The following is an 11,337-nucleotide window of genomic DNA, read 5'->3' as shown; positions in this document are numbered from 1 at the left end:
TTTCCACAACCAGGGAGAGTCATGCCAACCATCTGGACTTACATGCGTGCAGCGGCCGTCGTCGTCGGTTCGTCCGCAGCCCTACTCACGGGCGGTATCGCCCACGCCGACCCGGTGCCGGCCCCGCCCATTCCGAACATTCCGCAGCAGCTGATCAGTTCGGCGGCCAACGCGCCGCAGATCCTGCAGAACCTCGCCACCGCCCTGGGTGCGACCCCGCCGGCCGCACCCGCCGCTCCGGGTATCACCTTCCCGGGCGTTCCGTCCGCCGCCGCGACGTCACCGGCGACGTCGGCCGGCGTGCCCTCGATTCCCGGGTTGCCGCAGGCGGCGACCCCGTCCGCGCCTGCAACGACGCAGGGGCTGCAGGGCCTGATTCCGGGTCTGACGCAGCAGGCACCCGCGGTACCCGCCGCCCCGGCCACGTCCCCCATTCCCGGACTGCCGGCCATCCCGGGGCTGTCGACGCCGACCGCCCCCGCCACGCCGCCGGCCCCGCAGATCCCGCAGGCCAAGGTCGATATGCCGGCGTTCCTGCCCAACCTGCCGGTCAACATGCCTGCGCAGATGACCCTGCCGCAGGACCTGCCGGCACTGGCCGGGGCTCCCGCCGCACCGGCCGCACCGGCCGCACCGGCAACCGGGGCCAACCCGGTCGCGCCGTTGCTCGCCGCCCTGCCCTGATCAGTTCGCCAGACAGCCAACGCCACCACCTAACGACCGGAGGACACACCGTGGCAACCACTTGGAATCTGTCCAAAGGTTTGGCCGCTGTCGTCACGGCATCGGCTGCCGCGTTCGGGCTCTGCCCGAGCGCGGCAGCCGATCCGGCGGCGCCGCAACCGAACTCGACTCAAGAACTTCCGGGCCTGCCGGCGCTCTCGCAGCTGAGCCCGATCATTCAGCAGGCGGCCGGCAATCCGGCGCAGGCGACTCAGCTCCTCATGGCCGCCGCGCAGGCCTTCAGTCACAACCAGGGCGCGCCCACCGAATCCCGCAACGTGGCCGCGTCGGTGAACCAGTTCCTGGCCGAGCCCGGCGCGGCCCTGCCGGACGGCTCACCGGTGCCGCACGTGCCGCCGGCCGGCGTCGAACCGGGCGCCCAGTCCCACCTGCCGACCGGCATCGACCCGGCCCACGCGGCCGGGCCCGGACCGGTCGCCTCCCCGCCCGCGGCGGGCTTCGAACCGGGCGCCCAATCGCACCTGCCGGCCGGCATCGACCCGGCCCACGCGGCCGGACCGGGACCGGTCGCGGCCCCGCCGGCCGCCGCCCCGTCGGTGGTCGCGCCGCCCGCGTCCGCACCGGCGGCGGGCACCGTCGCACCCGTGGCCGCGCCCGTACCGGTGCCGCCGGCGCCCGAGGCTGCACCGGCAGCCGCTCCGGCGCCGGACACCGCACCGGCTCCCGCGCCCGCCGCGGCACCCGCGGCGGCTCCGGGTTTCGGCCCCGACGCCCCGCCCACGCAGGACTTCATGTATCCCTCGATCGGCACCAATTGCCTGGCGGACGGCACCACCGCGATCGCCACCGCGCTCTCGGTGGCGGGGCCGGCGAAGATCCCGACGCCGGGGCCGGGGCCCGGGCAGACCGCCTACGTGTTCACCGCCGTCGGCACGCCCGGCCCCGCCGAGGTGCAGAAGCTGCCGTTGAACGTCACCTGGGTGAACCTGACGACGGGCAAGTCGGGAACGGTGGCGCTCAAGCCGCGCACCGATATCAATCCCGAGGGGCCGACGACGCTGACCGCGATCGCCGACACCGGGTCGGGCAGCATCATGTCGACCATCTTCGGTCAGGTCACCACCAAGGAAAAGCAGTGCCAGTTCATGCCCACGATCGGCTCCACGGTGGTGCCGTAGGCCGCACCGACACCGTTCCGGGCGCGCGTGTCCCCCACGGGACACGCGCGCCCGGAGTGTCGGCGCTAGTACGCCATGAACAGGATCGCGTCCCGGTCGTACTCGAGGCCCGGGTGATCGCTGGCCAGATGAGCCTGCGTCAGCTCGACCAGTTCGTCCTCATCCTTGCCGACGATGGCTTCCCCGCACGGACACGTCAGGTGTGTCTTCACGTTGCCGCCCTTCCCTTCTGGTCACCCAGCTACTTCGCCGCCTTGGCTGCTGCCTTCATCTGCTTCTTGTAGGAACGCACCTTGCCCATCGACTGGGCGTCGACGATGTCGGCGACGGAGATGTGGGTGCCGTCCTTGCCGAACTGCCCGGCCGCCGCGCGCCAGCCTTCGACGTCGACGCCGTACTGCTTGCCCAGCAGCGCCAGGAAAATCTGCGCCTTGACCTCGCCGAACCCTGGGAGCCCCTTGATGCGGCGCAGCAGCTCCGCGCCGTCCGGGTCGCCGGATGTCCACAGCGCCGCCGCGTCGCCGTCGTAACGGTCCACGATGATCTGCGCCAGGGCCTGGATCCGCTTGGCCATCGATCCGGGAAACCGGTGTATCGCAGGCTTTTCCGCGCACAGGGCGGCGAACTTGTCCGGGTCGTACTCGGCGATTTCATGGGCACCGAAGCCGCCCATCCGGTCCGCGATCTTCTTGGGCCCGGCAAATGCCGTCTCGAAGGGCACCTGCTGATCGAGCACCATCCCGATGAGCAGGGCCAACGGGTTCTCGTCCAGCAGCGCGTCGGCCTCGGGGTCTTGAGCGAGCCACAGTGTCACCGTCGACGACCTCCCTTTCCGCTGAACACCCTAAGCCCGAAGTCCCCCGTGGTCGACAGACTACCTACCGGAAAGGCGCTGACGACCAGCAGATAACCACCGCGTTATCGTGACCGGGTGGTGGACGAGGCCCGGTTGGCGCTGATGCTGGCCCGCGACGAACTGCACGCACTCGTCACTGCCTATTGCCGCGCGGTCGACCGCGCCGACTATGCGACGCTTCGCGGCCTGTACCACCCCGACGCGACGGACTCACACGGCTCGTTCTCCACCGGCGGCGTCGACGAGTTCATCGCGCAGCTGCGGGCGGCGGAACCGTATGTGCTTGTCTCCCAACACAACATCACCACGACGAACTTCGTGATCGAGGGTGACACCGCCCGCGGCGAAATCTACTGCCTGGTGTTTCACACCTTCGCCGGTCCCGAACACGACTCAGACGTCGTCATCGGCGGCCGGTACGTGGACTCCTACGCCAAACACGAGGGCCGCTGGAAGTTCACCCGGCGCACCATCGTCGCGGACTGGGCCTATCAGAACGACCCGTCGCAAGTGAACTTCGGGCACCCCAGCACCCGGGGCAGCCTGCGCGGCCAACCGGGCCAGGCCGACCCGTCGGTGGGCCTATTCGCACCGCCGAACGGCTGAGCCGGCTTTGCGACGAAAGCCGTCGTAGCACAACACGTCCCGGCGCCTCTCACCCGCTCTTGCGGCGGAATTCACGGCGGTTCTCCACCGGTCCGTGCGCACGCGACTGCTTGCCGGCGCCGTTCTTGTGGTCGGACCCGCCCGACGACTTGGCCATCTTGCGGTCGAGGGCTTCGCGGAACTTACGCTTGGTGTCGTCGTCCGATTGCGGCGCCTCGGAAGACTTGGGTTCAGCCATACCGGCAGCCTAGCCCGGGATCTCCGGAATCGGGCGGCTACCGCATCCCGGGCGGCATGCCGTACACGTGCGAGATCGGCAGCGTCAGCAGCACCCGCCGGTCGGTGACCATCGCCTGGCGGTATTCGTCCCAGTCCGGGTGTTCGCCGGCGATGTTGCGGTACAAGGCAATCAGCGCCTCGACGGTGTCGTCGCCGGGGTCGGCCGCCGGCGGCGTCAGGATCGCCGTGCCCTCGGCCACCGCGTAGGACCACCCGTCGTCGGCGTCGACCAGGATGGACGCCCGCGGGTCGCGGCGCAGGTTGCGGGTCTTGGCGCGCGGCTCGGTGATCGACACCCGCACCGCCAGGTCGCGCGGGTCGAAGTGGTAGCTCACGTTCGACAGCTGAGGGCGCCCGTCACGCTTGATGGTGGCCAGCACTCCGAGCGAGTTTCCACTGATCACGGCCAGCAGCTTGTCGTCGAAGACTTGGCGCCCCATGGGAGAAAGCCTACGTCGCGCGTCCAGCAACGGGTCCCGGATCGGGTCAGCGCGAGCCGCCCTGGTGAAATCGGATCATGACCGAGTACGCGGCCTTCCTGCGCGGTGTCAACGTCGGCGGCGTCAACCTCAAGATGGCCGAGGTGGCGCGCGCATTCACCGACGCCGGCTTCACGGGCGTGCGCACCATCCTGGCCAGCGGCAACGTCGTGCTGCAGTCACCCGCCGGTGCCGCCGCCGTGCGCAAAAAGGCCGAGGCCGCGCTGCGCGAGAGGTTTGGCTACGACGCCTGGGTGCTCGTTTATGACCTCGCGACGGTGCGGGCCGTCGTCGACGCCTACCCGTTCGAGCCGGAGGTCGACGGCTATCAGTCCTACGTCACGTTCGTCGCCGACAAAGCCGCGCTCGACGAACTCGCCGCACTGGGCGAGGATGCCGGCCCGCACGAGAGGATCGGCGCCGGCGCGGGCGTCATCTACTGGCAGGTGCCCAAGGGCGGCACCCTGGACAGCACGATCGGCAAGACGATGGGCAAGCCGCGCTACAAGTCCTCGACCACCACGCGCAACCTGCGCACGCTGGCGAAGGTGCTGCGTTGAGACGGCGCGCTCAGTCGTCCGGCACGTTGGTGAGGTAGCGCATCGCGTCGGATTTGGTCAGCCCCAGCGCCCGGGCCACCTCGACGTACTCCTTGGCGGCGGCGGCCATCGCGGCGTCCGTCGGGTCGAAGCGGGAGATGAAAGTGCCGAAGCGCCCGCGGGTTTCGACGATCGCCGCCGACTCGAGTTCCCGGTAGGCGCGGGCGACGGTGTTCGCCGCCACGCCCAGCTGCCCGGCCAGGTCGCGCACAGTGGGGAGCCGGGTGCCCGGGGGGAGCGCGCCCGCCCGAACGCCGTCGATGACCTGGGTCCTGAGCTGGTCGAACAGCGGTTTGCCCGCCTTCACATCGACCTTCAGCAAATCCCGCAGCTCCACGTCCTCAGTATGTCCCAAGCACGGCTATCTTTGTGGGATGCGAGTAACGGTGCTGAGCGGCGCGGGGATCTCCGCGGAGAGCGGGGTGCCGACCTTCCGTGACGACAAGAACGGATTGTGGGCCCGCTTCGATCCCTACGAGCTGTCCAGCACGCAGGGCTGGCGCGACAACCCCGAGCGGGTCTGGGGATGGTACCTGTGGCGTCACTACCTGGTGGCCGACGTCCAGCCCAACACGGGGCACCGCGCCATCGCCGCCTGGCAGGACGGCGCCGAGGTCAGCGTGATCACCCAGAACGTCGACGACCTGCATGAGCGCGCCGGCAGCATGCCGGTCCACCACCTGCACGGCAGCCTGTTCGAATTCCGTTGCGACCGTTGCGGTATGCCTTACACCGGCGCGCTGCCCAAGATGGCGGAACCGACGCTCGAGGTCGAGCCGCCGGTCTGTCACTGCGGCGGCCTGATCCGGCCGGACATCGTGTGGTTCGGTGAGCCGTTGCCCGACGCGCCGTGGCAGAGCGCCGTCGAGGCGACCGAGGCCGCCGACGTGATGGTGGTGGTCGGGACCTCGGCGATCGTCTACCCGGCGGCCGGGCTGGCCGAGCTCGCGCTGTCCCGCGGCACGGCCGTCATCGAGGTCAATCCGGAGGTCACGCCGCTGTCCCGGAACGCGACGATCAGCATCCGCGAGACCGCGAGCCAGGCGCTGCCCGGCTTGCTGCAGCGGCTGCCCGCCCTGCTGAAGTAGCCGGCGACTACGGCCTGCGGGCGCGGCCCAGCAGCAATTCGGACACCGGCATCGGCGCCCACGCCGGCAGCGTGAACTCGCGCCGGGAAACGCCGACTTCGAATCCGGCGTCGACGATCGCACGCTCGGTGTCCCGGTGGGTGTGGCAGTTGCCGAACAACCGGGGCCACACCGTCGCGTCGGCGATCCGTTGCAGGCGGCCCCGCGCGCCGGCGCTCGCCACGTGCTCGAGGTACCGCAACTCGCCACCCGGGCGCAGCAACGAATACAGCCGCCGCAGCACGCCGCCGGGGTCGCGCACCGAGCACAACACCAGCGAGCACACCACGGCGTCGAACGGCTCACCGCCGCTGAAATCCTCCGCCGTCTCCCCCGTCACCAACACCCGGGCGGGCACCACGTCCGCCGCGGCCCGCGCCTGGGCCGCCAGCCGCGGCTCGGGCTCCACCGCGACCACCTCGTGGACCGACTCCGGGTAGTGGGGAAAGTTCGTCCCGATGCCCGCGCCGACCTCGAGCACCCGCCCCGACAACCCGGCCAGGTTCTCGCGGCGCAGCGCGCGGATGGCCTCGGTCTCGTGGGTGGCGACGACGGGCCAGATGCGCGCGAAGAACGGGTTGTCCACCGCCGTTGTCATACAGGTCAACCTTCCGATCGAATCGGCCTCAGGATAGGGGTGTTGCCGGCGAGGGCGGGTGCTTAACCGATGTTGGCCACGGGTTCCCCCAGCGGGCCGCCGTCAAGCGGGATCGCCTCGACGTATCCGCGCTCGTGGGCCCCGCCCTCGCTGATGCCGAACCGCTCGTGCAGCCAGGCCAGCGGCCTGGGCGCCCACCAATTCCACCGGCCCATCACGTGCATGAAGGCGGGCACCACGACCATCCGCACCAGGGTGGCGTCGGCGAACACGGCGAGCGTCAGGCCGAGGCCGAACATCCGCATGAACGACACGTGCGCGGCGATCAGCGCGGCGAACGACATCGACATCACCAGCGCGGCGGCGGTGATCACCCGGCCGGTGCGGGCCACCCCGAGCGCCACGCTCTCGTCGTTGGCGGCGTCGGCCTGCTTCGGGCTCGGCTTCGCCGGTCGAGCGGCCCCGGACGCGAGCCAGTACTCCCGAATACGGGACAGCAGGAACACCTCGTAGTCCATCGACAGCCCGAAGGCGATGCAGAACAGCAGCACCGGCATGTTCGCGACCAGCGTCCCGCTCGGCGTCGTGCCGAGCGCGCCGAGATGCCCGTCCTGGAAGATCCACACCAGCGCACCGAACGCCGCGGTCAGCGACAGGATGTTGCAGGCCAGCGCCTTAACCGGCAGCAGCACGCTACCGGTGAGCAGGAACAGCAACGCGAAGGTGATCGCGGCCATCAGCCCGAGCACCAGCGGCAGGCGGTCGGTGACCGCGTCGACGCTGTCGCGGTTGACCTGCGCGACGCCACCCATCGCGACGGACCGCCCCGCCGGCCCGGGCACCTGGTGCAATCGCTGGAGTTGGGCGTCGCTCGCCGCGGAGAACAGCGGCGCTGTGCTGCTGACGGTCAGGAACGCGCTGCCGTCGGCCAGGCCGGTGGCCCCCACCGGCGGCCCGGTCCGGTTCCCGCCGACGAACGCCCCGCCGGGGGCCGACACGGCCGCGACGCCGGGCACCCGCGACAGGTCTGCGGCGTAGGTGTCGAGGTCCGCCGGGTTCAGGCCGCGCGCGTCGGGGACGACGACCGGCACGGACGTCGCGGAGTCGTTCGCGAAATCGTTGCGCAGCTGGTCACCGACCTGGTGCGACGAGGTCGACCGCGGCAGCACCCGGTCGTCCGGGAAACCCCATTTGACGCCCATGAACGGCAGCCCGAGCAGGAGCAGCAGCGCAACGACGGTCACACCGATCGGCGCCCAGCGGCGCATCACCAACTTGGTCGATCGATACCAGAACAGCTCTTCGACGGGCTTGCGCACCGGCTCCGGACGCCGGAAGACCCGGCGCATCAGCCGGCGCACGTCGAGCGCGTCCAGCCGGGGGCCCAGCAGCACGATGGCGGCCGGGGTGATCACGATCGAGGCGGTCGCGACGAAGGCCACGGTGGCCACGCCGGCGTAGGCGAACGACTTGAGGAAGTACATCGGGAACGCCACCGTCGCCGACATGGACAGCGCCACGGTGACCGCGGAGAACAACACCGTCCGCCCGGAGGTCGCCATGGTCCGGATCAGCGCCTCGTCCCGGTCGGCGCCCTCGGCCAACTCGTCGCGGTAGCGGCTGACGATCAGCAGCGTGTAGTCGATGGCCAGCGCCAGGCCCAGCGCGGTGCTCAGGTTGAGCGCGAAGATCGACACTTCGGTGGTGAACGTGATCAGCCGCAACACCGTCATGGACCCGACGACGGCCAGCGCGCCCAGCGCCATCGGCAACGCCGCCGCCAGCAGCCCGCCGAACACCCAGATCAGGATCAGGAAGCTCAGCGGCAGCGCGATCATCTCCATCACCAGCAGGTCGGCCTGGTTCTGCGTGTTGATCTGCGCGTACTGCATGGCCGCGCCGCCGGCGCGGACGGTGACGCCGTCACGGTCGTGGACGAATTGGTCGGCGACGGTTTGGGCGTTGCTCTGTGCGTAGTTCTCGCCGCCCTTGAGGTTCACCACGATCAGGCCCGACTTGCCGTCGCGGCTGAGCAGATCGGCGGCCGCTTGAGGTGGGACCGTCCACGGTGACGACGCGTTGTAGACCAGGGGTGACTTCTGCAGCTGGTTGACGAGGTCGGTGCCCACGGTGCGGGCCTGTGCGCTGTCGCTGCCGCCGGGAGCGGTCACCACGATCAGCATCTGCTGACCGCTCTGGCCGAACTTGTCGGTCAGCACCTGGATCGCGCGGGCGGACTCCGAGTGGGGGTCCTGGAAACCGCCGGGAGACAGACTCTTGGCGACCGGGATGCCGAAGATCGCGGCGGCGACGAAAACCAGGACACCGATGGCGATGATGCGGCGGGGCGCCGCGATGGCCATGCGGGCGATCCCCTGCAGCATGTCGAGCCCTTCCGCCGCCGTGCTGATCGCGCTGGCCGCTGGCGTACCGGCGACAACCTAACAAACGCTAGTTTTCACGCGTCAAACAGATTCCTCTTCAAGCACGCGCGGGGGCGGCCGCAGGGTTCAACGCGCGATTTCTAAACCGGTGCCACCCTAAGAGTCCGGCCAGAAACTTGGCCGGTAATTAAGCAGGTCACGAGGCCAAAAGCCGGGCTTGACAGCCCTGAACCTACCCGCCGGTAAATTGCCACCATTTTCCGAATCGTGACTCAAAGATTCCTTAATGGTGGCCCATACGCTCAGTGTCATGTGGATCGACGACACGAGTGCAGACGTCATCAAGGTTGACTTCGAAGCCCTCTACCACGGCGACGTGCTGGTGGAAGGCGAGACCTCCGAGCAGTTCGAAGAACTGCAAGCGGCGAGCTGAGCTGACGCCATGAGTATGCTCGCACGGCTGTTGATGGCCGAACCCGCTGTCAGTCGATGGTTCCGTCGATAAAAGTCTCTCTCCGATACGAAAGCCCCCCGCTTCTCGCGGGGGGCTTTCGTGTTCGGGGGACTCAGCGGGGCGCCATGCGGATGGCACCGTCCAGGCGGATGACCTCGCCGTTGAGCATCGGGTTTTCGATGATGTGGACCGCGAGCGCGCCGTACTCGTCGGGGTCACCGAGCCGGGCCGGGTGCGGCACCTGCTTGCCCAGCGACTTCTGGGCCTCCTCGGGCAGCGAACCGAGCAGCGGGGTCTTGAACAGCCCGGGCGCGATGGTGACCACGCGGATGAGTTCGCGCGACAGGTCGCGCGCGATCGGCAGCGTCATGCCGACCACGCCGCCCTTGGACGCCGAGTAGGCGGCCTGGCCGATCTGGCCCTCGAACGCGGCGACGGAGGCGGTGTTGATGATGACGCCGCGCTCCTCCCCGATGGGCTCGGTCTTGGCGATGCGCTCGGCGGCCAGCCGCAGCACGTTGAACGTGCCGATCAGGTTGACCCCGACCACCTTCTTGAACGCATCGAGCGGGAACGGGCCGTCCTTGGACAGCGTCTTGATGGCGTTGCCGATGCCCGCGCAGTTGACGTTGATGCGCAGCGGGCCCATCGACTCGGCGGTGTCGAGCGCCTTGCCGACGGCCGCCTCGTCGGTGACGTCGGCCTGCACGAAACGGGCGCGCTCGCCGAGTTCTTGGACGGCCTCTTCGCCCCGCAGGTCGATCACCACCACCTGCGCCCCGGCGTCCAGCAGCCGCTTGGTGGTGGCCAAGCCCAGGCCCGAGGCGCCCCCGGTGACGACGGCGACGGCGTCCTTGATCTTCATACGAGTCCTTCCTTGAGAATCGTTGCGAGTCCAGCCAACCAGTTGGTTGGCGACTATACCCAGTCGCTCAGAACGGCTTCGACGTCGGGCAGCGGCGCGGCCGGCGGCCGGGGAACGTCGGGCTTGGTGCGGGAGAACCGCGGCGCCGGCAACGGCTGCAGACCGCCGTCCACGTCGTAGAACGTGTTCCGCTCGGTGATGTGCGGCTCGGTGTGCACCTCGCCGAACGCCAGCACCGGTGTCACACAGGCGTCGGAATCGGCGAACACCTTCGCCCAGTGGTCGCGGTCATGCCCGGCGAAGGCCGCCGTCAGCGCCTCGCGCAGCTCGGGCCAGCGGCTGACGTCGTTCTGCGCCGGCAGGTTGGCGGCGTCCAACCCCAGCCCGGCCAGCATGGCCGCATAGAACTGCGGCTCGATGGCGCCGGCGGCGACGTAGCGCCCGTCGGCGCACTCATAGGTGTCGTAGTAGGGCGCGCCGCCGTCGAGCATGTTGGTGCCGCGCACGTCCGACCACATGCCCAGCCCGCGCATCGCCCACATCATCTGGATCAGCACGCTGGAGCCGTCGACCATGGCAGCGTCGATGACCTGGCCCTTGCCGGAGGTCTGCCGCTCCCACAGCGCGGACAGGATGCCGACCAGCAGGAACATCGAGCCCCCGCCGAAGTCACCGACCAGGTTCAGCGGCGGCACCGGTCGCTCGCCGGCCCGGCCGATGGCATGGAGGATCCCGTTGAGCGAGATGTAGTTGATGTCGTGGCCCGCCTGCTGACTGCGCGGGCCGGCCTGCCCCCAGCCGGTCATCCGGGCGTAGATCAGCCGCTCGTTGACCTCGGCGCACTGCTCGGGCCCGAGGCCGAGCCGCTCGGTGACACCGGGACGGAAGCCCTCGATCAACACGTCGGCCTTGGCCACCAGCTGGAGCACGACGGCTCGGCCCTCGTCGGACTTGAGGTCGACGGTCAGGACGCGCCGGTTGCGCAGCATGGCGTCCTTCGCGACACCGCCGGGACCGGTCCATGGCCGGTCGATGCGCACCACGTCGGCTCCCAGATCCCCCAGGATCATCGCCGCGTGCGGGCCCGGCCCGATGCCGGCCAACTCGACGACCCGAAGTCCCTTCAGCGGTCCAGCCACGACCCACCGACCTTTCGTCTGCTCTGACGTCCGTTGTTGTTGGCATCTTCGCAGCCGCCCGCAACGGGCGCGCAGCCCGGTCACTTAGG

General features: G+C 69.7%; 15 protein-coding genes. 6 read left to right on the top strand and 9 right to left on the bottom strand.

Annotation, left to right across the window (positions count from 1 at the left end):
• The first annotated feature begins 21 nt into the window (after positions 1 to 21).
• Together C1737_RS26160 and C1737_RS26155 are read left to right on the top strand one after the other, a co-directional pair.
• Positions 22 to 684 carry a hypothetical protein gene (locus C1737_RS26160; protein WP_102419821.1) on the top strand — a complete coding sequence of 221 codons (663 nt, stop codon included), beginning with the start codon at positions 22 to 24 and terminating at the stop codon, positions 682 to 684.
• Complete coding sequence (locus C1737_RS26155; protein WP_199183012.1) at positions 684 to 1,862, top strand: hypothetical protein; 1,179 nt, start codon at positions 684 to 686, stop codon at positions 1,860 to 1,862. The genes C1737_RS26160 and C1737_RS26155 overlap by 1 nt, the downstream gene beginning before the upstream one ends.
• A gap of 65 nt (positions 1,863 to 1,927) precedes the next feature.
• On the opposite strand, the gene C1737_RS26150 is transcribed toward C1737_RS26155, so the two are convergent.
• Together C1737_RS26150 and C1737_RS26145 are read right to left on the bottom strand one after the other, a co-directional pair.
• Positions 1,928 to 2,074, bottom strand: coding sequence for a DUF1059 domain-containing protein (locus C1737_RS26150; protein ID WP_067277197.1), 147 nt, complete (start codon positions 2,072 to 2,074; stop codon positions 1,928 to 1,930).
• 29 nt (positions 2,075 to 2,103) lie between these two features.
• Positions 2,104 to 2,676, bottom strand: a complete 573-nt coding sequence (locus tag C1737_RS26145) for an HhH-GPD-type base excision DNA repair protein (RefSeq protein WP_067916765.1) — start codon at positions 2,674 to 2,676, stop codon at positions 2,104 to 2,106.
• 117 nt (positions 2,677 to 2,793) lie between these two features.
• Between C1737_RS26145 and C1737_RS26140 the strand changes: the two genes are divergently transcribed.
• On the top strand, positions 2,794 to 3,324 hold the full coding sequence (locus C1737_RS26140; RefSeq protein WP_233214823.1) for a nuclear transport factor 2 family protein: 531 nt from the start codon (positions 2,794 to 2,796) through the stop codon (positions 3,322 to 3,324).
• A 49-nt stretch (positions 3,325 to 3,373) separates the two neighbouring features.
• On the opposite strand, the gene C1737_RS26135 is transcribed toward C1737_RS26140, so the two are convergent.
• Both C1737_RS26135 and C1737_RS26130 read right to left on the bottom strand, forming a co-directional pair.
• A complete protein-coding gene (locus tag C1737_RS26135; RefSeq protein ID WP_067916767.1) occupies positions 3,374 to 3,562 on the bottom strand; it encodes a DUF5302 domain-containing protein in 189 nt (62 codons plus the stop codon).
• Positions 3,563 to 3,599: 37 nt separating this feature from the next.
• Positions 3,600 to 4,043: a PPOX class F420-dependent oxidoreductase gene (locus C1737_RS26130; RefSeq protein WP_067916770.1), complete on the bottom strand. Its 444-nt coding sequence runs from the start codon at positions 4,041 to 4,043 to the stop codon at positions 3,600 to 3,602.
• A gap of 77 nt (positions 4,044 to 4,120) precedes the next feature.
• Here C1737_RS26130 and C1737_RS26125 point away from each other — a divergent pair, with 77 nt between their 5' ends.
• Positions 4,121 to 4,642: a DUF1697 domain-containing protein gene (locus C1737_RS26125; protein WP_067916772.1), complete on the top strand. Its 522-nt coding sequence runs from the start codon at positions 4,121 to 4,123 to the stop codon at positions 4,640 to 4,642.
• A 10-nt stretch (positions 4,643 to 4,652) separates the two neighbouring features.
• Here C1737_RS26125 and C1737_RS26120 read toward each other — a convergent pair whose 3' ends face one another.
• Positions 4,653 to 5,018 carry a GntR family transcriptional regulator gene (locus tag C1737_RS26120; protein WP_067277218.1) on the bottom strand — a complete coding sequence of 122 codons (366 nt, stop codon included), beginning with the start codon at positions 5,016 to 5,018 and terminating at the stop codon, positions 4,653 to 4,655.
• A 37-nt stretch (positions 5,019 to 5,055) separates the two neighbouring features.
• Between C1737_RS26120 and C1737_RS26115 the strand changes: the two genes are divergently transcribed.
• Positions 5,056 to 5,769: an NAD-dependent deacylase gene (locus C1737_RS26115; protein ID WP_102419819.1), complete on the top strand. Its 714-nt coding sequence runs from the start codon at positions 5,056 to 5,058 to the stop codon at positions 5,767 to 5,769.
• 7 nt (positions 5,770 to 5,776) lie between these two features.
• Here C1737_RS26115 and C1737_RS26110 read toward each other — a convergent pair whose 3' ends face one another.
• Positions 5,777 to 6,406 (bottom strand): class I SAM-dependent methyltransferase, encoded by a 630-nt coding sequence (locus C1737_RS26110; RefSeq protein WP_067920882.1) that lies wholly within the window; start codon positions 6,404 to 6,406, stop codon positions 5,777 to 5,779.
• A 62-nt stretch (positions 6,407 to 6,468) separates the two neighbouring features.
• The gene (locus tag C1737_RS26105; protein WP_102419818.1) at positions 6,469 to 8,790 is read right to left on the bottom strand and encodes an MMPL family transporter; all 2,322 of its coding nucleotides are present in this window, start codon (positions 8,788 to 8,790) and stop codon (positions 6,469 to 6,471) included.
• 310 nt (positions 8,791 to 9,100) lie between these two features.
• Here C1737_RS26105 and C1737_RS27410 point away from each other — a divergent pair, with 310 nt between their 5' ends.
• A complete protein-coding gene (locus C1737_RS27410) occupies positions 9,101 to 9,223 on the top strand; it encodes a hypothetical protein (RefSeq protein ID WP_085981634.1) in 123 nt (40 codons plus the stop codon).
• A 133-nt stretch (positions 9,224 to 9,356) separates the two neighbouring features.
• Here C1737_RS27410 and C1737_RS26095 read toward each other — a convergent pair whose 3' ends face one another.
• Positions 9,357 to 10,109, bottom strand: coding sequence for a 3-hydroxyacyl-CoA dehydrogenase (locus C1737_RS26095; RefSeq protein ID WP_068053923.1), 753 nt, complete (start codon positions 10,107 to 10,109; stop codon positions 9,357 to 9,359).
• Between the two features lie 53 nt (positions 10,110 to 10,162).
• A complete protein-coding gene (locus C1737_RS26090; protein ID WP_102419817.1) occupies positions 10,163 to 11,248 on the bottom strand; it encodes a CaiB/BaiF CoA-transferase family protein in 1,086 nt (361 codons plus the stop codon).
• Positions 11,249 to 11,337: the final 89 nt, after the last annotated feature.

Source organism: Mycobacterium sp. 4858 (assembly GCF_900240975.1).
Lineage (GTDB): Bacteria > Actinomycetota > Actinomycetes > Mycobacteriales > Mycobacteriaceae > Mycobacterium.
The sequence above is the reverse complement of the archived record's forward strand: the minus strand, read 5'-3'. Positions and strand labels throughout refer to the sequence as shown.

What these genes read in the sequence shown, in the direction of transcription:
- C1737_RS26160 (WP_102419821.1), top strand. Translation starts at nt 22, where the DNA reads ATGCCAACCATCTGGACTTACATGCGTGCAGCGGCCGTCGTCGTCGGT.
- C1737_RS26135 (WP_067916767.1), bottom strand. Translation starts at nt 3,562, where the DNA reads ATGGCTGAACCCAAGTCTTCCGAGGCGCCGCAATCGGACGACGACACC.
- C1737_RS26130 (WP_067916770.1), bottom strand. Translation starts at nt 4,043, where the DNA reads ATGGGGCGCCAAGTCTTCGACGACAAGCTGCTGGCCGTGATCAGTGGA.
- C1737_RS26125 (WP_067916772.1), top strand. Translation starts at nt 4,121, where the DNA reads ATGACCGAGTACGCGGCCTTCCTGCGCGGTGTCAACGTCGGCGGCGTC.
- C1737_RS26115 (WP_102419819.1), top strand. Translation starts at nt 5,056, where the DNA reads ATGCGAGTAACGGTGCTGAGCGGCGCGGGGATCTCCGCGGAGAGCGGG.
- C1737_RS26110 (WP_067920882.1), bottom strand. Translation starts at nt 6,406, where the DNA reads ATGACAACGGCGGTGGACAACCCGTTCTTCGCGCGCATCTGGCCCGTC.
- C1737_RS26105 (WP_102419818.1), bottom strand. Translation starts at nt 8,790, where the DNA reads ATGCTGCAGGGGATCGCCCGCATGGCCATCGCGGCGCCCCGCCGCATC.
- C1737_RS27410 (WP_085981634.1), top strand. Translation starts at nt 9,101, where the DNA reads ATGTGGATCGACGACACGAGTGCAGACGTCATCAAGGTTGACTTCGAA.
- C1737_RS26095 (WP_068053923.1), bottom strand. Translation starts at nt 10,109, where the DNA reads ATGAAGATCAAGGACGCCGTCGCCGTCGTCACCGGGGGCGCCTCGGGC.